25 protein-coding genes are annotated in these 23,921 nt (G+C 66.7%); 12 read left to right on the top strand and 13 right to left on the bottom strand.

Translation table 11 applies throughout. The annotated features are described in order from the left end of the window. Positions 1-25 precede the first annotated feature (25 nt). A complete protein-coding gene (locus NNX35_RS01430) occupies positions 26-1,318 on the top strand; it encodes a citrate synthase (protein ID WP_255764801.1) in 1,293 nt (430 codons plus the stop codon). A gap of 139 nt (positions 1,319-1,457) precedes the next feature. On the opposite strand, the gene galE is transcribed toward NNX35_RS01430, so the two are convergent. Genes galE through dapD form a run of 3 tightly spaced genes read right to left on the bottom strand, consistent with a single transcriptional unit; the run spans position 1,458 to position 4,394 of the window. After that, positions 1,458-2,474, bottom strand: a complete 1,017-nt coding sequence (gene galE, locus NNX35_RS01425; protein WP_255862680.1) for a UDP-glucose 4-epimerase GalE — start codon at positions 2,472-2,474, stop codon at positions 1,458-1,460. Between the two features lie 60 nt (positions 2,475-2,534). After that, positions 2,535-3,404 (bottom strand): hypothetical protein, encoded by an 870-nt coding sequence (locus NNX35_RS01420; RefSeq protein WP_255866794.1) that lies wholly within the window; start codon positions 3,402-3,404, stop codon positions 2,535-2,537. Between the two features lie 12 nt (positions 3,405-3,416). Next, on the bottom strand, positions 3,417-4,394 hold the full coding sequence (gene dapD, locus NNX35_RS01415) for a 2,3,4,5-tetrahydropyridine-2,6-dicarboxylate N-succinyltransferase (protein ID WP_255862681.1): 978 nt from the start codon (positions 4,392-4,394) through the stop codon (positions 3,417-3,419). 33 nt (positions 4,395-4,427) lie between these two features. On the opposite strand from dapD, the gene dapE reads away from it, so the two are divergent. Beyond that, positions 4,428-5,519: a succinyl-diaminopimelate desuccinylase gene (gene dapE / locus NNX35_RS01410; protein WP_255866793.1), complete on the top strand. Its 1,092-nt coding sequence runs from the start codon at positions 4,428-4,430 to the stop codon at positions 5,517-5,519. Positions 5,520-5,630: 111 nt separating this feature from the next. Here the strand turns inward: dapE and NNX35_RS01405 are convergent, their stop codons facing one another. From NNX35_RS01405 to NNX35_RS01390, 4 genes are all read right to left on the bottom strand, one after another. Then, positions 5,631-6,536: an amino acid ABC transporter permease gene (locus tag NNX35_RS01405; protein WP_255764796.1), complete on the bottom strand. Its 906-nt coding sequence runs from the start codon at positions 6,534-6,536 to the stop codon at positions 5,631-5,633. Further along, a complete protein-coding gene (locus NNX35_RS01400) occupies positions 6,533-7,210 on the bottom strand; it encodes an amino acid ABC transporter permease (protein WP_227918455.1) in 678 nt (225 codons plus the stop codon). The genes NNX35_RS01405 and NNX35_RS01400 overlap by 4 nt, the downstream gene beginning before the upstream one ends. A gap of 88 nt (positions 7,211-7,298) precedes the next feature. Then, positions 7,299-8,156 carry a glutamate ABC transporter substrate-binding protein gene (locus NNX35_RS01395; protein WP_255764795.1) on the bottom strand — a complete coding sequence of 286 codons (858 nt, stop codon included), beginning with the start codon at positions 8,154-8,156 and terminating at the stop codon, positions 7,299-7,301. Positions 8,157-8,275: 119 nt separating this feature from the next. Further along, positions 8,276-9,055, bottom strand: coding sequence for an amino acid ABC transporter ATP-binding protein (locus tag NNX35_RS01390; protein WP_255866792.1), 780 nt, complete (start codon positions 9,053-9,055; stop codon positions 8,276-8,278). Between the two features lie 149 nt (positions 9,056-9,204). On the opposite strand from NNX35_RS01390, the gene NNX35_RS01385 reads away from it, so the two are divergent. The 6 genes from NNX35_RS01385 (at position 9,205) to NNX35_RS01360 (ending at position 14,120) form a co-directional block, all read left to right on the top strand. Further along, positions 9,205-9,972 carry a TIGR00730 family Rossman fold protein gene (locus NNX35_RS01385; protein ID WP_255764793.1) on the top strand — a complete coding sequence of 256 codons (768 nt, stop codon included), beginning with the start codon at positions 9,205-9,207 and terminating at the stop codon, positions 9,970-9,972. Positions 9,973-10,019: 47 nt separating this feature from the next. Further along, positions 10,020-10,358 (top strand): DivIVA domain-containing protein, encoded by a 339-nt coding sequence (locus NNX35_RS01380; protein ID WP_255866791.1) that lies wholly within the window; start codon positions 10,020-10,022, stop codon positions 10,356-10,358. After that, positions 10,355-10,933 (top strand): DNA-3-methyladenine glycosylase I, encoded by a 579-nt coding sequence (locus NNX35_RS01375; protein ID WP_257794792.1) that lies wholly within the window; start codon positions 10,355-10,357, stop codon positions 10,931-10,933. The genes NNX35_RS01380 and NNX35_RS01375 overlap by 4 nt, the downstream gene beginning before the upstream one ends. Continuing rightward, positions 10,923-12,158, top strand: a complete 1,236-nt coding sequence (locus NNX35_RS01370; protein WP_255866790.1) for a hypothetical protein — start codon at positions 10,923-10,925, stop codon at positions 12,156-12,158. Before NNX35_RS01375 ends, NNX35_RS01370 begins: the two co-directional genes overlap by 11 nt. A 146-nt stretch (positions 12,159-12,304) precedes the next feature. Further along, on the top strand, positions 12,305-12,472 hold the full coding sequence (locus NNX35_RS01365; RefSeq protein WP_146361313.1) for a DUF3117 domain-containing protein: 168 nt from the start codon (positions 12,305-12,307) through the stop codon (positions 12,470-12,472). A 10-nt stretch (positions 12,473-12,482) separates the two neighbouring features. Beyond that, on the top strand, positions 12,483-14,120 hold the full coding sequence (locus NNX35_RS01360; RefSeq protein WP_255866789.1) for a M17 family metallopeptidase: 1,638 nt from the start codon (positions 12,483-12,485) through the stop codon (positions 14,118-14,120). Between the two features lie 33 nt (positions 14,121-14,153). On the opposite strand, the gene map is transcribed toward NNX35_RS01360, so the two are convergent. Both map and NNX35_RS01350 read right to left on the bottom strand, forming a co-directional pair. Beyond that, on the bottom strand, positions 14,154-14,924 hold the full coding sequence (map, locus tag NNX35_RS01355) for a type I methionyl aminopeptidase (RefSeq protein WP_255764789.1): 771 nt from the start codon (positions 14,922-14,924) through the stop codon (positions 14,154-14,156). A gap of 50 nt (positions 14,925-14,974) precedes the next feature. Continuing rightward, positions 14,975-15,610, bottom strand: a complete 636-nt coding sequence (locus NNX35_RS01350) for an O-methyltransferase (RefSeq protein WP_227918438.1) — start codon at positions 15,608-15,610, stop codon at positions 14,975-14,977. Positions 15,611-15,885: 275 nt separating this feature from the next. On the opposite strand from NNX35_RS01350, the gene sigE reads away from it, so the two are divergent. The 3 genes from sigE to NNX35_RS01335 are packed head-to-tail and all read left to right on the top strand — an operon-like array spanning position 15,886 to position 17,934. Then, the gene (gene sigE / locus NNX35_RS01345) at positions 15,886-16,494 is read left to right on the top strand and encodes an RNA polymerase sigma factor SigE (RefSeq protein ID WP_227918437.1); all 609 of its coding nucleotides are present in this window, start codon (positions 15,886-15,888) and stop codon (positions 16,492-16,494) included. Between the two features lie 3 nt (positions 16,495-16,497). After that, positions 16,498-17,427 (top strand): anti-sigma factor, encoded by a 930-nt coding sequence (locus NNX35_RS01340; RefSeq protein ID WP_255764788.1) that lies wholly within the window; start codon positions 16,498-16,500, stop codon positions 17,425-17,427. 48 nt (positions 17,428-17,475) lie between these two features. Further along, on the top strand, positions 17,476-17,934 hold the full coding sequence (locus tag NNX35_RS01335) for a Sec-independent protein translocase TatB (RefSeq protein ID WP_255764787.1): 459 nt from the start codon (positions 17,476-17,478) through the stop codon (positions 17,932-17,934). A 27-nt stretch (positions 17,935-17,961) separates the two neighbouring features. Here the strand turns inward: NNX35_RS01335 and NNX35_RS01330 are convergent, their stop codons facing one another. The 3 genes from NNX35_RS01330 to NNX35_RS01320 are packed head-to-tail and all read right to left on the bottom strand — an operon-like array spanning position 17,962 to position 21,029. Continuing rightward, positions 17,962-19,158, bottom strand: a complete 1,197-nt coding sequence (locus NNX35_RS01330) for an Mrp/NBP35 family ATP-binding protein (RefSeq protein ID WP_255866788.1) — start codon at positions 19,156-19,158, stop codon at positions 17,962-17,964. A gap of 4 nt (positions 19,159-19,162) precedes the next feature. Then, on the bottom strand, positions 19,163-19,750 hold the full coding sequence (locus NNX35_RS01325) for a DUF1003 domain-containing protein (protein WP_255764785.1): 588 nt from the start codon (positions 19,748-19,750) through the stop codon (positions 19,163-19,165). Further along, positions 19,743-21,029 carry a magnesium transporter gene (locus tag NNX35_RS01320; RefSeq protein WP_255764784.1) on the bottom strand — a complete coding sequence of 429 codons (1,287 nt, stop codon included), beginning with the start codon at positions 21,027-21,029 and terminating at the stop codon, positions 19,743-19,745. The genes NNX35_RS01325 and NNX35_RS01320 overlap by 8 nt, the downstream gene beginning before the upstream one ends. Positions 21,030-21,148: 119 nt before the next feature. Here NNX35_RS01320 and NNX35_RS01315 point away from each other — a divergent pair, with 119 nt between their 5' ends. Then, on the top strand, positions 21,149-22,057 hold the full coding sequence (locus NNX35_RS01315; protein WP_255866787.1) for a general stress protein: 909 nt from the start codon (positions 21,149-21,151) through the stop codon (positions 22,055-22,057). A 276-nt stretch (positions 22,058-22,333) separates the two neighbouring features. Here NNX35_RS01315 and NNX35_RS01310 read toward each other — a convergent pair whose 3' ends face one another. Continuing rightward, the gene (locus NNX35_RS01310; RefSeq protein WP_227933096.1) at positions 22,334-23,917 is read right to left on the bottom strand and encodes an aminopeptidase P family protein; all 1,584 of its coding nucleotides are present in this window, start codon (positions 23,915-23,917) and stop codon (positions 22,334-22,336) included. Positions 23,918-23,921 lie beyond the last annotated feature (4 nt).

The raw sequence follows: 23,921 nt of genomic DNA, 5'->3' as shown, positions 1-23,921 counted from the left end.
TTCGAAAACTCCTAAAGGAGAATTAATGACTGAGCAACCAAGTGCCAAGCTCCAGTACGGGCCAAACCCGGAAGACGAGCTTGTACTGCCCCGCGTTGCCGCAGCTGAAGGAAACAACGGTTACGACGTTTCCAAGCTGCTGAAGCAGACCGGCACCGTCACTTTTGACCCCGGCTTCATGAACACGGCGGCCACCACCTCCGCGATCACCTACATCGACGGCGACGAGGGCATCCTGCGCTACCGCGGGTACCCCATTGAGCAACTGGCAAAGCACTCGAGCTTCCTCGAGACCTCGTACCTGCTGATTTACGGGGAACTGCCGACGCCCACCGAGCTGGAGAACTTCGACCAGCGGATCCGTCGCCACACCATGCTCCATGAGGACCTCAAGGGCTTCTTCGGCGGATTCCCGCGCGACGCGCACCCGATGCCGGTCCTGTCCTCGGCGGTCAGTGCGTTGTCCACCTTCTACCAGGACTCCCTGGACCCGTTCGACGAAGAACAGGTGGAGCTCTCCACGGTCCGCCTGATGGCAAAGCTGCCCGTGATCGCGGCCTACGCGCACAAGAAGTCCATCGGCCAGCCGATGCTCTACCCGGACAACTCCATGAACCTCGTAGAGAACTTCATGCGGCTGTCCTTCGGCCTGCCGGCAGAGCCGTACGAAATCGATCCGGACCTGGTCAAGGCCCTGGACCTGCTGCTGATCCTGCACGCGGACCATGAGCAGAACTGCTCCACCTCCACGGTCCGTCTGGTGGGCAGCTCCAACGCCAACATGTTCGCTTCGGTTTCGGCCGGCATCAGCGCCCTCTTCGGGCCGCTGCACGGCGGGGCCAACGAGGCAGTGCTGAACATGCTGCGCGACATCCAGGCCACCGGCATGCAGCCGGAGACCTTCATGGAAAAGGTCAAGAACAAGGAAGACGGCGTGAAGCTCATGGGCTTCGGGCACCGCGTCTACAAGAACTACGACCCGCGTGCCAAGATCGTCAAGGCCACCGCCCACGACATCCTGGCCAAGCTCGGCGGCAACGACGAGCTGCTGGACATCGCCATGCGCCTGGAAGAGAAGGCACTGGCGGATGACTACTTCATCGAGCGCAAGCTCTACCCGAACGTGGACTTCTACACCGGCCTGATCTACAAGGCCATGGGCTTCCCGGAGAAGATGTTCACGGTCCTGTTCGCCATTGGCCGCCTGCCGGGCTGGATTGCCCAGTGGCGTGAAATGATGCAGGACCCGCAGACGAAGATCGGCCGCCCGCGCCAGCTCTACACGGGCGCCCCGGAGCGCAACTACCCGCAGCGCTGATCGGTTTGTAAGACACACGAAAAAGGGAAGGTCCCCGGAGAATTCCGGGGACCTTCCCTTTTTCGTGTTGAACGCTTACAGCCCCGTCAGCACGGTTTCTGCGCGCAGGCCGGGCAGCGGTGCTGACGGACTGTAAGCCCTACGGGGCGGTGTAGCCCTCGGGGTTGTTCTTCTGCCAGCGCCAGTGGTCCTCGCACATGCTTTCCAGCGTGCGTTCGGCCCGCCAGCCGAGGTCGGCGTGCGCTGCGGCAGGGTCGGCGTAGCTTACGGCGGCATCTCCCGGGCGGCGCTCGGCGAACTCGTACGGGATTTCCTTGCCTGCGGCGGCGGAGAAGGCGGAGAGGACTTCCAGGACGGAAGAGCCGTTGCCCGTGCCCAGGTTCCAGCGGTGCACGCCGGGGGCCTCGCCCAGGTAGTTGAGCGCGGCGAGGTGGCCTGCGGCGAGGTCCACTACATGGATGTAGTCGCGGACGCCGGTGCCGTCCGGTGTGGGGTAGTCATTGCCGAAGACCATGACCTTTTCGCGGCGGCCGACGGCAACCTGCGCCACGAACGGCAGCAGGTTGTTCGGGACTCCGGTGGGATCCTCGCCGATCCGGCCGGACTCGTGGGCCCCGGCAGGGTTGAAGTACCGCAGCAGGGCGACGCTCCAGCGTTCGTCGGCGGCACCGAGGTCACTGAGGATGTCCTCGATCTGTTCCTTGGTGCGCCCGTAGGGGTTCACGGCATCCATGGGAGAGTCCTCGGTGAGGGGAACCTCTTCGGATGCGCCGTAGACGGTGGCGGACGAGCTGAAGACGATGGTCCGGACGTTATGCCGGTCCATGGCATGGAGGAGGTTGATGGTGCCGACCACGTTGTTGGTGTAGTAGTACAGCGGCTTAGCCACCGATTCTCCCACTGCCTTCAACCCGGCGAAGTGGATGACCGCATCGATGGAGCGGCCGTTGAAGGCCGCTTCGAGCGCCGCTTCATCCAGCAGGTCGGCCTTGATGAATTCCGCCTTGCGGCCGGACAATTCCTGGACCCGCCGCAGCGATTCCTCGTTTGAATTCTGGAGGTTGTCCAGGACCACCACATCGTGGCCCGCTTCGAGGAGGGCGAGAGTGGTGTGGGATCCGATATAGCCGGTGCCACCGGTGACTAGAATGCGCATGGTTCTAAGCCTAAACGCTTCCTCGTCCGTATCCGCGGCGGTGGTGCCCGGCGGGACCGTTTATTCGGCGGGGAGACTGAACGCGGTGACGGCCACCTGGCCGGGTACGGCGTCCGACTCCGCCCAGACGGCGGTACCCCGGTGCCAGGTCCGGCCGTCGTAGGCCACGGACTCGATCCCCAGCGTTTTGGCATTGGCGACGAACCACTGGGCCACGGACCAGCCGTAGGCACCCTCGACGTCGGCCAGGTAGAGCGGGCCCAGCACGGACCCGTTCAGCGGTCCGTAGATTTCCTCGACGGCGGCAGCGCTCACCGCGGGATCGGCGGATTCGGCTGGCGTCCGCAGGGTGCAGGAGAGGGCGGTGGGGGTCTGCCCGGTCAGCGCCGAAGCGAAGGCACGGGCAGGTCCCTCATGCTTCGCGTACGCGTCCGGGAAGGCGCTGCGCTGGACCGCCTGGGCCGCTTCCGTGATCGGGAGCTCCAAGTACCCCGGGACCTGCTCCAGGCCGTTGTAGAAGGCGGTGGCGGCGTAGGCGGGGTCCATGACCTGCGCCTCGCTGCCCCAACCCTGCGACGGGCGCTGCTGGAAGAGCCCCCGGGAGTCCGGGCCGGCGTCGTCGCCGTAATCCACGTTGCGCAGCCCCGATTCCTGCAGGGCAGTGGCCAGGGCAATGGAGACGGCGCGCGGCGGCAGCCCGCGGGCCACCGCCACCCCGGAGATGATCGAGGCGTTCGCCGCCTGTTCCAGCGTCAGCCAGTATTCCGCGCCGCCCACGACGGCCACGCAGCGTTCAGTGATCACCGGTGCCTGCTTCTTTCCCGAGAGCGCGGAGACAGCGAACAAGGCGGCGAACGCCGCCACGCAAAGCACCAGCAGCAGGACCAGCACCCGGAAGGAACGGGTTTCATGCTGCTGGAGCAGTTGCATGGCGTCCGGCCGCTAGTTCGCGTGCAGCGCGGAGTTCAGTTCCACGGTGCGTCCGTTGCGGGGCAGTGCCTCCACCGCACCGGTGGCGGAATTGCGGCGGAACAGCAGGTTCGGCACGCCCGAGAGTTCAGCGGCCTTCACCAGGCGGGGCTCGCCGCCGTCGAGGACGCTGACCCGGGTGCCGGCCGTCACGTACAGCCCGGCCTCCACCACGCTGTCGTCACCGATGCTGATGCCGACGCCGGAGTTCGCGCCCAGGAGGACACGTTCGCCCAAGGTGATCTTTTCCTTGCCGCCGCCGGAGAGGGTGCCCATGATGGAGGCGCCGCCGCCGACGTCGGTCCCGTCGCCCACCACTACTCCGGCGGAGATGCGGCCTTCGACCATGGAGGTGCCGAGGGTGCCGGCGTTGAAGTTGACGAAGCCTTCGTGCATCACGGTGGTGCCTTCGGCGAGGTGGGCGCCGAGGCGGACCCGGCCGGCGTCGGCAATGCGGACGCCGGAGGGCAGTACGTAATCGGCCATGCGGGGGAACTTGTCCACCCCGTAGACCGTCACGGTGCCGCGGCTGCGCAGCCGCAGGCGGACCGCCTCGAAGTCGGCCACCGCGCACGGTCCGTGGTTGGTCCAGACCACGTTGGGCAGGGCGGCGAAGATGCCGTCAAGGTTGATGGTGTTCGGCTGGACCAGGCGGGCCGAGAGCAGGTGCAGGCGGAGGTAGGCATCGGCGGTGTCGGCGGGGGCGGCGTCGAGGTCGATCCGGGTTTCCAGCACTTCGCCGTGGGTGCCGCGGATACCGTCGGCCATGGCAACGGCGGCGGCATCGAGATCCTCTTTCAGGGCCTCGTCGAAAGCGGCATCACCCAGCAGGGGCTGGGGGAACCAGACATCGAGCACGACGCCGTCGGAGGTTACGGTGGCCAGGCCGAGGCCTGAGGCAGTACGGGTGTCGGGCGTTTCAGCGGGTGTGGGGGCAGCGCTTACAGTCATGGTTCCCAGTCTACCGAGCGGTACTGTGGGAGGGTGACTGATGCATCTGTGCCCTCCTTGGATCTTTTCGGCGACGTCGCGGACCTGACCGCGGACCTGATGGACTTCGAGAGCGTTTCCGGAAACGAAACCGCCCTGGCGGATGCCGTCGAGACCGCTCTCCGTACCTGCCCCCACCTCGAAGTGTCCCGTGACGGGGACTCCGTGGTGGCCCGGACCCGGCTCGGCCGGGCGGAGCGGATCATCCTTGCCGGCCACCTGGACACCGTGCCGCTGCCGACGGTGCCGGGCTCGCGCGGAACCGTACCGTCGACGTGGGACGGGGACGTCCTCTACGGCCGCGGTGCCACCGACATGAAGGGCGGGGTGGCGGTCCAGCTGGCCCTGGCTGCCGCCCTCACCGAGCCCGCCAGGGATGTCACCTACGTGTTTTACGACCACGAAGAAGTCGAGGCTTCCCTCAGCGGACTCGGCCGGTTGGAGCGCAGCCATCCGGACTGGCTGAAGGCGGACTTCGCCGTCCTCCTGGAGCCGACCAACGGGACCGTGGAGGGCGGCTGCAACGGCACCATGCGCTTCCATGCCACCACTACGGGCCGTGCCGCGCATTCCGCACGGGCCTGGATGGGGGAGAACGCCATCCACGCCGCGGCGGACATCCTCGTGCGGCTGCGCGACCACAAACCGGCCACGGTGAACGTCGAGGGCCTGGATTTCCGTGAGTCCCTGAACGCCGTCCGGATCTGGGGCGGGACGGCGGGCAACGTGATTCCGGATGCGGCCACCGTCGAAATCAACTACCGCTTTGCCCCGGACAAGGGCATCGAGGAAGCCGAAGCCTACGTCCGGGAGCTGCTTTCGGGGTTCGACGTCGTGCGCACCGACGCGGCGGCCGGCGCCCGGCCGGGACTGACCCTGCCGGCTGCTGCGTCCTTCGTGGCCGCCGTGGGCGCCGAACCGAAACCGAAATACGGCTGGACCGACGTCGCCCGCTTCAGTGCGCTGGGGATTCCCGCCGTGAACTTCGGCCCCGGGGACGCGCTGCTGGCGCACACCGATAACGAACACGTGCACGCCGCCGCCGTGAGGGAGTGCCTGGCGGCACTTCGGTCCTGGCTGAGCTAGGTCGGCCGCGGGTTCCGCCCCGTCGATTGAGGGCTTAGGCAGCAAAAGAGGAGAGGACCGGCAGGCGCCGGTCCTCTCCTCTTTTCGTTGGCTGTGTGGTTCCGGGTGCGGTTACTTTCCGGCACCCTTCGCCGGTGCGGCAGCCGGAACCGGGGCTTCGATGCCCTCGGGCTCGATCGTGTCTTCGATCTTCAGCACTTTGCCGGCCCGTGCACCCAGGCGCCGGGAAAGGCGCTGGGCGGCAAACGTGAGCAGCCAGTTGAGGGCAATGAAGATCGCGGCGGTGACCAGCAGCGCGGGCAGGATGTTGCCTTCGCCCGCAGCCAGGCGGCGTGCGTAGTCCAGCAGCTCGGTGTAGCCGATGAAGGTACCCAGTGCGGAGTCCTTCAGGATGACCACGAACTGGCTCAGCAGCGCCGGCAGCATGGCCACCAGCGCCTGCGGCATCTCGATGCTGCGCAGCGACTGGCCCGGCGTCAGGCCGATGGCCAGTCCGGCCTCGCGCTGGCCCTTCGGGAGACCGAAGACGCCGGAGCGGACCAGTTCCGCGATCACCGAACCGTTGTACAGGGTGAGGGCTATGACAACCGCGAAGAAGGGGACCTGCGCGGGCTCCACTGAAGTGGACTTGGAGAGGAACTGGTAGAAGAACACCATCATCAGCAGCACGGGAACCGCGCGGAAGAACTCCACCACGAGCCCGCAGGCCCAGCTGATCGGCTTGAAAGGCGAAAGGCGCCCGATGCCGAAGAGCAGGCCGAAGACAATCGACGTCACCACGGCCACGGCGGCAGCCTTCAGCGTGGAGAGCAGTCCCGGGAGCATGAAGTACTCCCAGGTCCGCCATTCCAGGAAGGGCGTCCATTTGGCGGCGTCGAACTGGCCCTTGTCCGCCAGCCCGGAGATCGCCACCCAGAGCAGCGCTGCGATCAGCAGCACGCCCAGGATGTTGCCGACCATGATGTTCCGGCGGGCCTTGGGCCCGGGGGCATCAAACAGGACATTCTGTGCGCTCATCGTGCGACCGCCAGTTTCTTCGAGGCCCAGGTGGTGAGCAGGCCGATGGGGATAACGATGATGACGTAGCCGATGGCAAAGGTCAGGAAGATCTGCGTCATCAGGTTCGGATTGAACTCGATCATGGTCTTCATCATGCTGGAGGTCTCCAGGGCGACGCCGGCCGTGGCGGCCACGGTGGTGTTCTTCACCAGGGCGATCAGCACGTTGCCCATCGGGGCGATGGCGCCGCGGAAGGCCTGCGGCATGATGACCAGCCGGGCTGCTTCCAGGAAGCCCAGGCCGATGGCCCGGGCGGCCTCAGCCTGTCCCAGCGGAACCGTGTTGACGCCGCTGCGGATGGCTTCGCAGAAGAACGCTGCGTGGTAGACAGTCAGCGACAGCACGGCAAGGCGGAAGAAGTTGGTGGTGAAGTCGCTGGACAGGCTGACATTCAGCTGCGACCACAGCGCCAGCGAGCCGAACACCATGATGATGGTCAGCGGGGTGTTGCGGAAAATGTTGACGTAGGCAGCACCGAACCACTGCAGGCTGGGGATCGGCGAGATCCGCATCAGTGCCAGGACGGTACCGAGTATCAGCGACCAGAGCGCCGCCCAGAAGGCAAGCTGGATATTGACCCAGAAAGCGCCGAGGACGTCGTACTGCTCGAAGAGGGCAGTAAAACCCTCCATGTTTCACCTCTTTACGGTGGAAGAAAACCCGCAGCGGGGAAGCCGGAGATTATTGCCGGCTTCCCCGCTGGGGTGGAACGTGCAGGAACTAGGCGCAGGCGTCAGGCGTCGGCGGGTTCAGGTCTTCGTTGAAGGTGTAGTCGGCGCCTTCGGTGTTCTTCTTGATGGCTTCCTCCCACGCACCGTCCTGGACCATCTTGGTGATGGCGGCGTTGATGTCCTCGCACTTGACGATGCCGCCTTCCTTCGGCAGGCCGACACCGTACTTCTCCTCGGAGAAGGTGTTGCCGACAACCTTGAACTGGCCCTTGTTGGCGTCAGTGGAGGCCAGGCCGGCAAGGATGATGTCGTCAGTGGTGACGGCGTCAATGGAGCCGCCCTGCATGGCGGTCACGCACTCGGCGTAGCTCGGCTGCTCCAGCAGGTTCACGCCGGCGGCGTAGTTGTCCTTGATCTTCTGTGCGGAGGTGGAGCCGGTGACGGAGCAGAGGTTCTTGCCGTCCAGGTCCTCGGGACCGCTGATGTCGCTGTCGACGGGAACCAGAAGGTCCTGCCCGGCCACGAAGTACGGTCCTGCGAAAGCAACCTTTTCCTTACGGGCATCGGTGATGGAGTAGGTTGCGAAGATCATGTCCAGCTGGTCATTTTCCAGCATGTTCTCGCGCTGGGCGGAGGGGCTGGAAATGAATTCGATCTGGTCCTCGGGGTAGCCCAGCTCGTTGGCGACGTATTTGGCGACGTCGACGTCGAAGCCGGCGTAGTTGCCGCCCTCGTCGAAGCCCAGGCCCGGCTGGTCGAACTTGATGCCGATACGGATCTGCTCGCCGGAGCCTTCGGTGGCGCCTTCGCTGCTGCCGGATTCGGAACCGGAATCGCCGCCGCAGGCGGACAGGGTCAGGGCTGCAACTGCGGCGATGGCCGCAGCGGCGTAACGGGTCTTGCGCATGTTTTCTCCTTGCATTGCGGTCCTCCGCGCAAAAGCGGAGGACCTAGCCTCATAAGGGGTTGCTGCCTGCTGGTGAAACCCCGGTACTGCTGGTGGAGCGTGTAGTGCTTGGAACGGTTCTAGTGGGAGAGGATCTTGCCCAGGAAGTCCTTGGCGCGGTCGCTCTTCGGGTTCGTAAAGAATTCCTGGGGAGTGGCTTCTTCGACGATCTGTCCGTCGGCCATGAAGATCACCCGGTCCGCGGCCTTGCGGGCGAAGCCCATTTCGTGCGTGACGACCACCATGGTCATGCCGTCCTTCGCCAGGCCCACCATGGTGTCCAGCACCTCGTTGATCATTTCCGGATCGAGGGCGGAGGTGGGCTCGTCGAAGAGCATGACCTTCGGCTTCATGGCCAGCGCGCGGGCAATGGCTACGCGCTGCTGCTGGCCGCCGGAGAGCTGCGCCGGAAGCTTGTTGGCCTGGTTCGCAACGCCCACACGCTCAAGCAGTTCCATGGCCAGTTTCTTGGCCTCGGCGGGCTTGGACTTGCGGACCTTGACCGGTCCGAGGGAGACGTTGTCCACGATGGACTTATGCGCGAAAAGGTTGAACGACTGGAAGACCATGCCGACGTCGGCGCGCAGCTTGGCAAGCGCCCTGCCCTCGGACGGCAGGACGGCGCCGTCAACGGTGATTTCGCCGTCGTCGATGGTTTCGAGGCGGTTGATGGCACGGCACAGCGTTGACTTGCCGGACCCGGAAGGCCCGATCACCACCACTACCTCGCCGCGGGCGATGTCGAGATTGATGTTCTGCAGGACATGGAGGTCCCCGAAATGCTTGTTCACGTTCTTCAGCGAAACGAGCGGTGCAGCGGATTCAGGCACGGATCTACCTGGGGATGTGTCACTGGTCATAAGGAAAATCTAACCATTGATTATTGCCGGCGTGTGTCACGGGCCACCCGGGCACGTAATTGTGACGTAAGCGCAACCTGCCCGGAGCTAACCGTCGGCGATGGGCCCGGCCGCGTTGCCAGCGGCGCCATCACCGCTAGCCTAGAGGCATGCCTATCAGCGATGCCTCCAGTCCCATGTCCGAGCGTCCGCGCAAGCGGGGGCCGGTGGAGCTGCGCCGGGGCGCAGCCCTGACCCCTCAGTCGGACCGTTTCCTGCTGGACTCGGCGGGCACCACCCATTTCACGCATACCGACCCGTGGCGGGTGCTGCGGATCCAGAGTGAGTTCGTGGAAGGCTTCGGTACGCTGTCCGAGCTGGGTCCTGCCGTAAGCGTGTTCGGTTCTGCCCGCAGCGTTCCGGGATCGCGCTATTACAAGCTCGGGGAAGAGGTTGGCAGGCTGCTGGCTGAAGCGGGCCTCGCGGTGATCACCGGGGGAGGGCCCGGCTCCATGGAAGCCGCCAACAAGGGGGCTGTGGGGGCGGACGGCCTGTCCGTGGGCCTCGGGATAGAACTTCCCTTCGAGACCGGCCTGAACGAGTGGGTGGATCTGGGGGTCAATTTCCGGTACTTCTTCGTGCGCAAGACGATGTTCGTCAAGTACGCGCAGGGGTTCATTGTCCTGCCGGGCGGGTTCGGCACCCTGGATGAGCTTTTCGAGGCCATGACCCTGGTGCAGACGCAGAAGGTGACTTCCTTCCCGATCGTGCTGATCGGCACCGAGTTCTGGAATCCGCTGCTGGGCTGGATCCGCGAAACGCTGCTGGCGGAGGGCATGGTCGGAGAAGCGGACCTCGAGCTGCTGCACGTAGTGGATGACCCTGCGGACGCGGTGCGGCTGATGATCGCGGACAGCGCAGGACACGTTTCGCCCTAGCAGGACGGCCGCCGCCCGGGACCGGCCCCGTCTGGCACCATGGTCCTGTGACACTCCTCCTGGTCTTCCTTGCCATCGCCGTGCTGGGCCTGGCCACCGTATTCGGCATCGGCCGGCTGCGCCCGGGCTCCGCCGGCACCGTGCCGGCCACGGTACAGGGCCTGCCGGAGCCGGATCCCCGGCTCCCGCCCGTATTGCTGCCGGAGCACCCCGTTGCCGGCGACGTTTCCCGGCTGCGGTTCTCCATGGCCCTGCGCGGCTACCGCATGGACCAGGTGGACACGGTTCTGGACCGGTTCGCCGCAGCACTCGAAGAACGCGACGCCCGGATCCGCGCCCTCGAAGCAGCGGGCCGGAGCAACCTTCCCGACGGAGAAGCGAATTGACTGCCGTGCCGGGTGCGGACGGGCGGCTGCGCTGCGGCTGGGCACTGGCCAGCGAGGACTACCAGCACTATCACGACACGGAATGGGGGCGTGCCGTGGAGGGCGAAGCTGCCCTCTTCGAGCGCCTGAGCCTGGAAGCCTTCCAATCCGGCCTCAGCTGGATCACCATCCTGCGCAAGCGCGAGGCCTTCCGCGCCGCGTTCGCCGGTTTCGACCCGCAGGCCGTGGCGGCCTTTGACGACGCCGACCGGGCGCGGCTGCTGTCCGATGCGGGCATTGTGCGCAACGCCGCCAAAATCGATGCCGTGATCAACAACGCCCGTGCGCTGATGGAGCTGCCGGAGCATGAAAGCCTCGGCAGCCTGCTGGAACGGTACCGTGCTCCGGCAGACCGGCCCGCGCCGCAGGCACTGGCCGACGTCCCGTCCGCCACGGCGGAATCCGCGGCGCTGGCCAAGGACCTGAAAAAACGGGGTTTCCGGTTCGTCGGGCCGATCACCGCCTACGCGATGATGCAGGCCACCGGTTACGTCAATGACCACCTCGGAACCTGCTGGGTGCGTCATGGAAACTGAACCAGCTGAAAGGTCCTCCGTGAACCTCCGGGCAAAGACGGTGCCGAGCCGTGCCGCTGCCGCCGTCCAGCGGTGGCCGTGGTACCTCCAGGTCCTTGCCTTGTGGCTGGGGGCCCGCCTGTTTTCCTATGCCGTGCTCGCCGCCACCGCCCGGTTCCAGCCGGCAGGCCCGTGGTGGGACGCATCGCCGTCGTACTGGGACTTCATCAACATCTGGGACGCCGAGTGGTATTTCCGGATCTTCTCCGACGGCTATCCCGACAGCGTGCCGCGGGATGCGGCGGGCAATGCCATGGAAAACGAGTGGGCCTTCTACGCACTTTTCCCGCTGCTGGTGCGGGGGCTCGACGCCGTAACCGGCCTGGGCTGGAACGTCCTGGCCCCCGTGGCCGCCACGGCGGCGGGCTTTGCCGCAGCGCTCGTCATTTACCGGCTCTTCCGGCTGCGGGCCGGGAAAGGCACCGCCATGTGGGGAGTGCTCTTCGTGGCGGTCTTCCCGGTGTCCCCGATCCTGCAGATTCCCTACGCCGAGTCGCTGAACCTGCTGCTTCTTTCCGGCGCCCTGTACCTCTTCCTGGCCGGGCGCTACCTCACCGCCATCCCGGTGGTGGCCCTGATGTGCCTCTCCCGGCCGGTGGGCGTTCCCTTCGCGCTCGCGGTGGGGTTGGTGCTGGTGGTGCGGTTCCTGCGACGCGGGCGGGTGCCGTTCCCTGCCGGTGAGGCGTGGCGGCTCACCGCCCTGGCTGCGGGAGCAGGCTTCTCCGCGCTGGCCTGGCCGGTCATCGCCTGGGCATCCACCGGGGACATCCGCGCCTACACGGATACGGAAAGTGCCTGGCGCTTCGGGGACCTCGTTCCCTTCAAACCCTGGCTCACCATGTCCCAGCACCTTTTGGGGCCGCTGTTCGGCCCCGTGGCGCTGGTGGTACTGGTCGCAGGCGCCGCGCTCTACCTGATGTCCCCGCCCGTCCGGCGGCTCGGCCTGGAGCTGCAGCTGTGGTGTGCAAGCTATCTGCTTTACCTGCTGGTATTCCTGAACCCGCAGACCAGCACGTTCCGCCTTCTGCTGCCGCTGTTTCCGCTGGCGCTCGCGACAGCCTGGCTTAGCCGGTCCAGGGCCTACCGGGGGACCGTCGCGGTCGCCTTCGCGGTCCTGCAGACTGTCTGGGTGGTATGGCTGTGGCGGTGGACGCAATTACCCGGCGGCGGGGACTATCCACCCTGATTTGTGGCACGCAACACACGAAATTTCGTTTGCCCGGTACTTGTGCGGAATAATGACAGCAATTGCCGGGCGAATATTTTACTTCCATCGGCAGCGGATTACAGGTGGTCCGGGTAAACCGGGCGCTGTGAAAGGGGAATCTCGAAATGGCTGCGATGAAACCAAGGACGGGCGACGGGCCCATGGAGGTTACAAAGGAGGGGCGCAGCCTCATTTTGCGGGTGCCGATAGACGGCGGCGGGCGCCTGGTGGTTGAGCTGAATGTAGAAGAAGCAGGGAAGTTGAAAGACTGCCTTCTGGGCGTTACGGGCTAGCCTTTAATTCATGCAGCTGCCTCCGAAGCCAACAGACCGGACCGGATCCGTTCCGGCGTCGCCCTATGTCACCGCATCGCTGCCGGGAGTCACTGCCCTGGCTGCGTTGAATGCACGGACCGGGGAGGCGGAGTCCGGGACCGGACTGCATCCGGTCCCGGATGAAGGCGTGGACGTCCTGGCCGTGGCCATGACGCCGGCGCCGGACGGCTCCGGGCGGGAAGACGCCGACGAGGCAGCAAACCCGGTTCCCCAGCCGCGGCGCGGTGCCGTCGAAGCGGCGCTGCGGTACGGCGCCGACGTCGCTGACCGGGCCCGCCGCGCCAAAGTCACGGGCAGGGCGGGGGAGATCCTTGTGATCGAGCCGCCCCGCGGTGCTGCGGACCTGCCCGGAAAACTGATCTATGTTGGTGCCGGCGACGAGTCCGGGCCTGCGCTGCGGCGCGCCGGTGCCTCGCTGGCCCGTGCCACCATGGGCGCCAAGCGGGTGCGCGGAAGCGTGGTGGACGGGCTGGAACCGTCCGCCCAGGAAGCTTTCCTTGAGGGCTTCCTGCTCGGAGGCTACCGGCCGCCGCGTGCGGGTATCACCGAACCGCCGGCACCGATTGCGGAACACCTGGAACTGACCGGGCTGGACGCAGCGGCCGCCGAACGTGCCACGGTTACCGCACGGGCAGTGTGGACGGCCCGCGACCTGACCAACACGCCTGCCGAGACGGCCACGCCGGACTGGATGGCGGCACAGGCACGGATGATTTCCGGCCGCAGCGGGCTTCAGGTACGGGTCCGCGACGAGAACGATCTGCGCGCCGAAGGATTCGGCGGGCTGCTGGCCGTGGGCGGCGGATCCGAGCATCCGCCGCGGCTGGTCGAGGCCACTTACCAGCCCGAGGGCGGGGACCTGCCGCACGTTGTCCTCGTGGGCAAGGGCATTACCTTCGATTCCGGCGGCATTTCGCTTAAGCCGCGGGACGCCATGATGACCATGAAGACGGACATGGCAGGTGCGGCGGCAGTCCTGGCCGTGGCCGAGGCGGCAGCCGCGTTGAAGCTTCCCGTAAAGGTCACCGCGGTGCTGGCTTTGGCCGAGAACGCCATCGGCGCAGCTTCCTACCGGCCCGCCGACGTCGTGACCACCTACAACGGGACCACCGTCGAAGTGGGCAACACCGACGCCGAGGGCCGGATGGTCCTGGCGGACGCGATGGCCTATGCCGCCGCAGAGCTGGCCCCGGACGTGCTGGTGGACGTCGCCACCCTCACCGGTGCGGCGGCCCTGGGTCTTGGCATGCACCACGCAGCACTGTTCGGCAATGCACCGGGACTGCTCGCCCGGCTGGAGGCGGCAGGGAAGGCCTCCGGCGACGCCGTGTGGCAGCTGCCGCTGGTGGCGGAATACGGCTTTGTGCTGGACTCCGACATCGCCGACGTTTCCCACATAGCGCCGGTGCAGGCGAAATTCGGTGCCGGGGCGATTGTTGCCGCCCTGTTCCTGGAGAAATTCACCGGCGGCGTTCCGTGGGCACATATCGATATCGCCGGACCGGCACGTGCCAATAAGGACAGCCGGGAACTCACCAAGGGCGCGACAGGCTTCGGCGTGCGTCTTTTGCTGTCCTATCTTGCCGGCTTGGGCCGGACCGCCTGACAGGAGCGGTTTCGCCGTTGCTTTGGCCGTGCGCTACTTCGGCAGCGTGAGGATTTCGGCCCCGTCGTCGGTGATGGCGACCGTGTGCTCGCTGTGCGCCGTCCGGCAGCCTGTTGCACTGCGCAGGGTCCAGCCGTCGGCGTCGGTCACTAATTCCGCGGTGTCCGCCATGACCCACGGTTCCAGGGCCAGCAGCAGTCCGGGGCGCAGCTTGTAGCCGCGGCCCGGCCGCCCGGAGTTCGTGATGTGCGGGTCCTGGTGCATCGTGGAACCGACGCCGTGCCCGCCGAACTCGGTATTCACGGGATATCCCGCATCAGTAAGGACAGTTCCAATGGCAAAGGAAATGTCCCCGATGCGGGCGTCGGGACGGGCCGCCGCTATTCCAGCGGCCAGTGCCCGTTCGGTCACGGCGATCATTGCGGCGCTCTCCGGGGAGGGGGCCTTGCCGACGATGAAACTGATGGCCGAGTCTGCAACGATTCCCTTGAGTGATACCGCAAGGTCCAGTGTCAGCAGGTCGCCGTCGGCCAGGACGTAGTCGTGCGGAAGTCCGTGCAGCACGGCATCGTTGACGGACGTGCAGATGTAGTGGCCAAACGGCCCGCGTCCGAAGGACGGCGCGTAGTCGACGTAACAGGACTTGGCACCGGCCTCGAGGATCATGGTCCTGGCCCACCGGTCGATGTCCAACAGGTTGGTTCCCACCGTGCTGCGGGCCTTGATCGACTGCAGGATGTCGGCGACCAGGGCGCCTGTCTTCCTTGCCCGGGACAACTCGTCGGGGTTGAGGATCTCGATCATGTGGCACCTTTCCTGGGAGCCCTGCGTGCGGGCCGCTTTGGTGAGGCTGGCTAAGCGGTTTTCACGGCCAGCAGGAGGCCGTCACCGGTGGGCAGCAAGGCGGAGGCGAGGTCTTCGTTCTCCCGGATGGCCTTGCCCACCTTGCGCATGGTGTTGGTGGTGGCTTCGCGGACAGCCGGATCCGCTACCTTGCCGTGGTCCAGCGCGTCATTGACCACCAGCAGGCCGCCGCGCTTGAGCAGCCGCACCGCCTGGTTCACGTAGAGCGGGAAAGAGGGCTTGTCTGCGTCGATGAACACCATGTCGTAGGCGGCGTCCGTGAGGCGGGGGAGCACCTCGGCCGCGCGGCCGGAGATGGTGCGGGTCCGGTTGCCCGGGATGCCGGCCTCCGCATAGGCCTCGCGCGCCGCCCGGAGGTGGTCGACGTCGGAATCTATGGTGGTCAGCACCGCGTTGCGGCCCAGGCCGCGCAGCAGGCAGACGCCCGAAACGCCGGCTCCGGTGCCGACTTCCACAACCGTGGTGGCCTTGCTCGCAGCGGCCAGTACGGTCAACGCCGCACCTACGCCACTGGAAACAGCGCTGACGCCCAGCTCATAGGACCGTTCACGCGCACGGATCAGGACCTCATCCTCGGTAGGCAGTGCCTCCGTGTAGGACCAACTGGTCTGCTTGTCGGCGCGCATGGGTTTTTCACTTTCGGTCCGGAGGAATTCCTGCTCAGACAAGCTTAAGGCCAACGGGCGCAGAACCGGGTACGCACTGCCGCGCCTGCCTTGTCCCGGTACTAAAGGCGTGCTAACAGCCAACTCCCAGATTGATGCGTAAACATTGTTAATCAGTGATAAACGGCCCTCCAAGCGACCCTGGGCCCACCCGGATTCCTTGGACCCGACGGGAACTGCCCGGGCACACCGGGACTGCACTGGCGGCACGCAGGTTGTAAGGAAGGAGGAAGACTATGGCAACGACGCCGGACACAGCAGCCGCGGACATGGCTGCGGAGTGGGTACGACCCACTTGGGAGGAAGTGGTCCAGGCGCACTCGGCGAAGGTATACCGGCTGGCCTATCGGCTGACCGGAAACAAGCACGACGCCGAGGACCTGACCCAGGAAGTCTTCGTCCGGGTTTTCCGCTCGCTGGCCAACTTCCAGCCCGGCACCCTCGACGGCTGGCTGCACCGCATCACCACCAACCTCTTCCTTGACCAGGCCCGGCGGCGTAGCCGGATCCGTTTTGACGGCATGACCGAGGAAACCTCCAGCAGGCTGCCCAGCAACGGCCCGGGCCCGGAGCGAAGCTTCGAATTCAATAACCTTGACGTGGACATTGCCCGCGCCTTGGAGGAGCTGCCGCCCGACTTCCGCGCCGCCGTTGTCCTGTGCGATCTGGAGGGGCTTTCCTACGACGAAGTCGCCCGCGTATTGGACGTCAAACTGGGCACTGTCCGGTCCCGGATCCACCGCGGCCGGGCGATGCTGAAGGAAAAGCTTGCCCACCGGAACCCGCAGGTGCCGCCGGTTACCCGTCCGCTGCTCAACCTGCCCCGAGTCGCGGGAGCCAGCTGAATAGTGCGACACCCCAAACGGCATTTACGGAACTACATCGACGGCGAAACAACCCCGCAGCGCGAGCAGGCCATTGACGCACACCTGTCCCGCTGTGCCTCGTGCCGTGCCGTCGTCGCTGAGGAGCGCCGGCTGCGCAGCCGGCTGCGTTCCTTCCGGGTGCCCGATGCCGGTCCGGAACTTTCCGCCCGGATCGCAGGACGCGTGACGGCATTGCAGTCCGGCTGTCCGGAATCCGAAGCGGGTCAGCCCGGGGCGCCGGCCAAGGCGCTTGACCGGCGCAGCCACGCCGTGGCCGCAGTCGGGGCGGTAGCAGCTGCCGGGGCGGTGCTGCTTGGCGGCGCCTATTTTGCGGGCAGCATCCTCGAGGTTCCTGCGCAGGCCGGTGCACGTGCCGCCATGGCCGCCGGCTGGGAGGAAGTGGCCCAAAGCGGCAACCTCGAAGCCGAGCAGCTGCAGCTGCTCCGTGCACATGGCTGGACCTGCCCGGAACTGGCGGATCTGGGATTGAAACTGGAGTCCGCCCGGTCCCTCCGGGTCCAGGGGCGTCCCGCCGTGGAAATGACCTTCGCAGCAGACGGAGAGCAACTGCGGCTTGTGGAACAGCACCCGCTGCCGGGAGAGGATCGCCAGCCCGTAATCAACGCCATGACCGGCCGGCCCGTCTCCGAAGACGGGTTCTCGGTTGCGGGTTCGCAGGCCGGCCCGGCGGTCTTCGGATCGGCGGAGCATCCCGGACAGAAGGTCGTGGCAGCCGGCAGCGTCACCTATACCTTCGAGTCCAGCCAGCCGGAGAAATCGCTGCCCCGGGCGGTGGAGGAGCTTTCCCTGCTCGAATCCGCCCGCCTCGCCCGCACCGGCGACGATGCCGAGCCGATGGAACGCATTGTGCGGGGCCTTTCCATGTTCACGCGTACGGGCTGGAGCCTCTAGGGGAGCAGCGAGTAGCTCCCCGCTCCCGGGAAAAGGTAGTCTTCAAGAGTGGTAGGAATCAACGGTTACGAGTTCATCCTTCTGGCAATAATCGCCGTGGTGATACTAGGTCCCGAACGCCTGCCCGAATACGCCTCGCAGCTGGCCCGGCTGGTGCGGGAAGTGCGGCGGATGGCATCCGGCGCCCGTGAACAGTTGCGTGAAGAAGTGGGCCCCGAGATCGACGAAGTGGACTGGCGGAAGCTGGATCCACGGCAGTACGACCCGCGGCGCATCATCAAGGAAGCGTTGCTGGATGATTTCGACGACGCCGCCAAAGCGGTGAGCGGACGGCCGTCCGCAGCGCCCGCTCCGCCGGTTTCCGCCGCCCAGCCTGCGGCGGCTTCTGCCGTAGCCTCCCCGGCCGCCGCTGCCTCCCCGGCAGCAGCGAGCCGGCCGCCTGCGGTGAAACCGCTGGAACGCCTTGCCGCGGGCCAGCCTGCACCGTTCGACATCGAAGCAACGTAAGGCTGAGACCGGGCTGCCGCCCGCTGCCTAGACCGGGCTGACCCCGAGGCTGCGGCCGGCCAGGCCGCGCGGCCGGTGTGCCAGCTCCCGGGCAATCCGCCGCAGTTCGGCTGCGGCAGTCTCTCCGCCCGCCGGGGTGTTCCCCTCTGCATCGTCAGTGCCGTCAGCGGTTGCCGCACCGGCGTCGGCCAGTACTACCGGCAGGCCGCCGTCGCCGCCTTCGCGGAGGGCTACGTCGAGGGGGATGCTGCCCAGCAGCGGAACCGGATAGCCCAGGGTGTCGCCCAGCCGCCCGGACACCGCCGCGCCTCCGCCGGAGCCGAAGACCTCCAGGCGTTCGCCGCCGGGCAGCGCGAGCCAGGACATATTCTCGATCACGCCGGTGACCTTCTGCCCGGTCTGCCGGGCAACGCTGCCGGCGCGTTCAGCGACGTCCGCCGCGGCGCTCTGCGGTGTGGTGACCAGCAGGATCTCCGACCCCGGCAGGAGCTGTCCCACGGAAATGGCGATGTCCCCGGTGCCGGGAGGCAGGTCCAGGAAGAGGACGTCCAGGTCCCCGAAGTACACATCGGTCAGGAACTGCTCCAGGGCACGGTGCAGCATGGGTCCGCGCCAGGCCACCGGCTGGTTGCCGTCCACGAACATGCCGATCGAGATGGTCTTGATGCCGTAGGCCACCGGGGGCAGGATCATCTCATCCACGCGGGTGGGCGGCCGGGTGATTCCGAGGAGGCCGGGAACGGAGAACCCGTGGACATCGGCGTCGACAATGCCCACGCGCAGCCCGAGCGAGGCCATGGCCGCCGCGAGGTTGACCGTGACGCTGGACTTGCCCACGCCGCCCTTGCCGCTGGCCACGGCGTACACGCGGGTCAGGGAATCGGGGCGGTTGAAGGGGATGGTCCGCACCGGATCGCCGCCGCGCAGCCGGTCCTTGAGCGCGTTGCGCTGCTCCGGAGTCATAACGTCCAGGAACACGTCCACAGTGTTCACTCCGGGAACCGCGGCAAGTGCGCGTTCGACGTCGGCCGTGATGGTGTCCCGCAACGGACAGCCGGCAATCGTGAGCAGGACCTCGACTGCCACTGAGCCCCCGGCGCCGAGCCGCACGTCCTTGAGCATCCCGAGTTCGGTGATGGGCCGGCGCAGTTCCGGGTCCTGGACGGTGTCCAGGGCGCGGAGTACCTGCGCTTCCAACGCGGAAGCTGGTTCGGATACTGGCACGGCCTTAGCGTTCCCTTCCGCCGGGATTCAGTTTCGGCATGCTGTCGGTGCCCTCCGGCCGGCGGCGGCGCCGCGTCCCGCCGTCCTCACGGTCGTCGTTGGCCTCGAGGAGTTCTTCCAGCAGTCCGCGGATTTCGGAGCGGACATAGTCACGGGTGGCCACCTCACGCAGGGCAATCCGCAGTTCGGCGATCTCCCGGGTGAGGTATTCGGTGTCCATAAGGTTGCGCTCGGCGCGTTCGCGGTCCTGCCGGACGGAGACGCGGTCCCGGTCATCCTGCCGGTTCTGTGCCAGCAGCAGCAGGGGAGCGGCGTAGGAGGCCTGCAGCGACAGCATGAGCGTCAGGACGGTAAAGCCCAGGGCGGCGCTGTCAAAGCGGGCGGATTCCGGTCCCCAGGTGTTCCAGGCCAGCCAGACGAGGCAAAAGACCGTCATGTAGACCAGGAACTGCGGGGTGCCCATGAACCGGGCGAAATTCTCCGTGGCATGGCCGAAGGCGTCGGGGTTCGGGGAGAGCCGCGGCAGCCATCGGGTCCGTGCAGAGCGGGGAGTGTCGAGGCCGGTGGTCGTTGACTTGATCTTTTCAGCCATTTGTCCTTCCCTGCTGCGTTATGGGGCCGGTTTCGTCGGAAATGCGCCAGTCGTCCGGCAGCAGGTGGTCCAGGACATCGTCCACCGTGACCGCACCCACCAGGCGTCCGGCGTCGTTGATTACCGGCAGTGAGTTCAAGTTATAGGTGGCCAGCATCCGCGATACTTCGCTGATGGTGGCGTAGTCGCGGACCGGTTCCAGGTCCGTATCCAGGATGTTGCCCAGTGCCTCGGGCGGTGCCGAGCGCAGCAGTTGCTGGATGTGCACAACGCCGAGGTACTTCCCGGTGGGTGTTTCCAGCGGCGGCCGGCAGACGTAGATGGAAGAGGCAAGCGCGGGGGTGAGCTCTTCGCGGCGCACGTGTGCCAGCGCCTCCGCCACGGTGGCCTCGGGCGGAAGGATGACGGGCACGGGGGTCATCAGCGACCCGGCGGTGTCTTCCTCGTAGTTCAGCAGGCGCCGGACGTCGCGGGCGTCCTCGGGCTCCATCAGGGCAAGGAGCTCTTCCTTCTGCTCTTCGGGCAGTTCGTTAAGGAGGTCCGCGGCGTCGTCGGGGTCCATTTCCTCCAGCACGTCTGCGGCGCGCTCCACGTCCAGGGACTGCAGGATCTGGACCTGGTCGTCGTCGGGAAGTTCCTGCAGGACGTCGGCGAGACGTTCGTCCTGCAGTTCGCTGGCCACTTCGATCCGGCGTTTGCCGCTCATCTCGTGCAGGGCGTCGGCAAAGTCGGCGGCCTTGAGGTCGTCGTTCTGGGCGACGAAGGACGTGGCGGCCTGCGGGCCGGTGGCGTCCCAGTGGGCGATGTCCTTCCAGTCAAGGATCATCTGTTCTCCGCGCCGGCGCAGGGACCGCAGCCGGGAGGCCGAGCCGCCGCGGCGGACGAAGAGGTTGGAGACGTACCAGTCGCCGGCGCGGTTCTGCTCGATGGCGATGTCTTCGATGGTGGCTTCGCCGCTGCCGTCGCGCATCTGAACCCGGCGGTCGAAGAGTTCCGCGACCACCAGCATCTCTGCTCCGCGCTGTTCGAAGCGGCGCAGGTTGACCAGGCCGGTGCAGATGATCTGCCCGGGGTCCATGGACGTGATGCGGGTGAGGGGGACGAACACCCGTTTCTTGCCGGGAACCTCCACCACGATGCCCACGGCCTGGGGCGGTAGGCCCGGCCCGCGGTCCAGCACGACCGCATCGCGCAGCCGGCCGAGACGGTCACCCAGCGGGTCGAAGACGTCAAGGCCGAGCAGGCGCGCAATAAAGACTCGGGTTGGATTTGTACTCACCTTATAAGGCTACTTTGTGCCCGCCGGTAACGCGGTATCACGGGGTGCGAGGGAGGTGAGTCCGTTCACTGCGAGCGATACGTTCACCGTCCGGGGCAGGTATGCGCGAGAATGGAGCAATGTCGAACCTATTTGGTGCCACCCCTCCGCGTGATGCGGGCCGCAGCTTGCCCAAGGGTGAAACGGTGGGCCGCTACACGGCCTACCTCGACGCCCAGAAGGCCGTGGATTACCTTGCCGACAGCAAGTTCCCGGTCCAGCTGGTCTCGATTGTCGGCAACGAGCTCAAGTCCGTTGAACGGGTGACCGGCCGGCTGACCTACCCCCGGGTGGCGCTCTCCAGTGCAGCCACCGGTGCCTGGTTCGGCCTCTTTGTCGGGCTGGCACTGATGCTGTTCGGGGGCAGCGCCGCAGCGATCTCCATCCTTCCGTCCATGGCCCTCGGTGCCGTCTTCTGGGTCCTCTTCGGGGTTCTGGCCTACGCCCTGCAGCGCGGGCGCAGGGACTTCACCTCCACCAGCCAGGTGATTGCCACCAGCTACGACGTTATTGTTGCCCCCGAGGCGGCCAATGACGCACGGCAACTGCTGCACCGGCTGCCGATGGTCGGCCAGGCAGGCCACCCGCAGGCACCCGCTGCCCGGCGCCATGAGCCGATGCGTCCGCCCGCAGGCGGACCGCAGGCACCGGAACGGCCCTCCGGCTGGGCCAACCCGTACGGCCAGCCCGCTCCGGACTCCGATCCCGCAGGGCAGGCCCCGGCCGATGCCGGCAGCCAGGCACCCGCAGGGGCAGGCCCGGCAGCGAAACCCGCGACTCCGCGGGGCCAGTTCCCGGACCTTCCGGACGGCCGCCCGCAGTACGGTGTCCGCCGTCCCGCTCAGCCTGCCGCACCCGAACAGACCGCACCGCAGCCCGCCGCACCGGAACAGGCCGCAGTGCAGCCTTCCGCTCCGCAGCCGGCCGCACCCGGGCAGGATCCGGGTTCTCCGCAGGGTTCAGACCAGCCGGAGCAGCCGCGCCACTAGGTCCCTCGCTTCATCGCATGAGGCCCGCATCCCCAGGGTGCGGGCCTTTTTCGTGCCTTCGCTTCGGATTGGGTATGGCCCCTCGGTTTGTCGGGTTCCCTGCGCCGTGCGGCGCAGGGAACCGGACAAACCGAAGCGGTCCGGACAAACCGCAGGGATCGCGACGAATCGCAGTCTCCGCCCCGGGGAAGCTGTCGGACAGCATCCCCCGGTACGCAAAAAGGTCCGCATCCCTTTCGGGGATGCGGACCTTTTGCCTAGAGGCGAAACCGGAAGTTACTCGGCAGCGTAGATGCCGGCCATCCAGTCCTCGACGTCGTCCGGGTTACGCGGCAGCGCGTCGCTGAGGTTCACGGGTCCGTCGGCGGTGATGAGGACGTCGTCCTCAAGCCGTACGCCGATGCCGCGGTATTCCTCGGGCACCGAGAGGTCGGTGTCCTTGAAGTAGAGGCCCGGTTCGATGGTGAAGACCATGCCCTCGGTGATGGTGCCGTCCAGGTACAGCTCGGCCCGGGCCTGGGCGCAGTCGTGCACGTCCATTCCGAGGTGGTGGCTGACGCCGTGGGGCATCCACCGGCGGTGCTGCTGGCCTTCGGGGGACAGTGCTTCCTCGAGCGGCACGGGCAGCAGGCCCCAGCTGTCCAGGCGTTCGGCCAGGACCTTGACGGCTGCAGCGTGGACGTCGCGGAACTTGGCGCCCGGCTTGGCGGCTTCGAAGCCGGCGTCGGCGGCGTCGAGTACTGCCTGGTACACCCGGCGCTGGACCTCGGTGTAGGTTCCGTTGACGGGCAGGGTGCGGGTGATGTCGGCGGTGTAAAGGCTTTCGGCCTCCACGCCGCCGTCCAGCAGCAGCAGATCGCCGGCGTGGACGGCGCCGTTGTTGCGGATCCAGTGCAGGACCGTGGCGTTGTTGCCGGAGGCGGCAATGGTGTCGTAGCCAAGGTCATTGCCCTCTTCGCGTGCCCGGGCAAAGAACGCGCCTTCGACGACGCGTTCGCCGCGCGGGTGGGAGATGGCGCGGGGGAGTTCCTTGACCACTTCGGTGAAGCCGTTGACCGTGGCGGCCACGGCGGCCTTCATCTGCTCGATCTCCCATTCGTCCTTGACCAGGCGGAGTTCGGACAGGGCTTCGGTCAGTTCGCCGTCGAGGGCGTCCAGTGCGCTGAGGTCGGCATTTTCCGGGTCCAGGGCGGTGTTGTAGCGGACGGTATCCACCAGCGCATCGACCATTTCATCGACACTGCGCAGCAGCCGTACCGAGATGCCGCCGAACTGCGGGTCTCCGACGTTGTTGGTGATGGCAGTCTCTGCCTCGTTGAGGTGCCGGGTGGGCAGGCCGATCAGTGCGCTGATCTCCGCCAGGCCGAGCCGGTCACCGATCCAGAAGGAGCCGTAGCGTGCGTTGGAGTAGAACTCGTCACTGTCCGTGCCGGCGAGCGGGCGGAAATACAGTACGGCGGTGTGGTTGCCGCCGTCGTCTCCCGCACCGGGTTCGGTGGGCTCCATCACGAGCACGGCATCCGGTTCGCGGTCCACGCCGAGGCCGGTCAGGTGCGCAAAGCCGGAGTGCGGACGGAAACGGTAATCCGTGTCGTTCGAGCGGACCTTCAGCGGGCCGGCCGGGATAACCAGCCGTTCCCCGGGGAAGCGCTCGGAGAGGGCGCGGCGGCGGCGCGCGGCGAACGGTGCCACGGCGTCGGGTTCGGGAAGTTCGCCGGATTCCGCGGCCCAGCCGGAGGACATGAACTTCTTGAAGGCTTCGGAGGAGGGCCGCTGGGACCGGTTGTTGACCCGGTCTTCGAGCGGCTGGCCTTCGGAGGGCTCGGGCAGGGATGTCGTCGAATTCGCTTCAGTAGTCACCACT

This window comes from Arthrobacter sp. zg-Y844 (assembly GCF_024385465.1).
Classification (GTDB): domain Bacteria; phylum Actinomycetota; class Actinomycetes; order Actinomycetales; family Micrococcaceae; genus Arthrobacter_B.
This window is presented reverse-complemented; position numbering and strand designations above follow the sequence as displayed.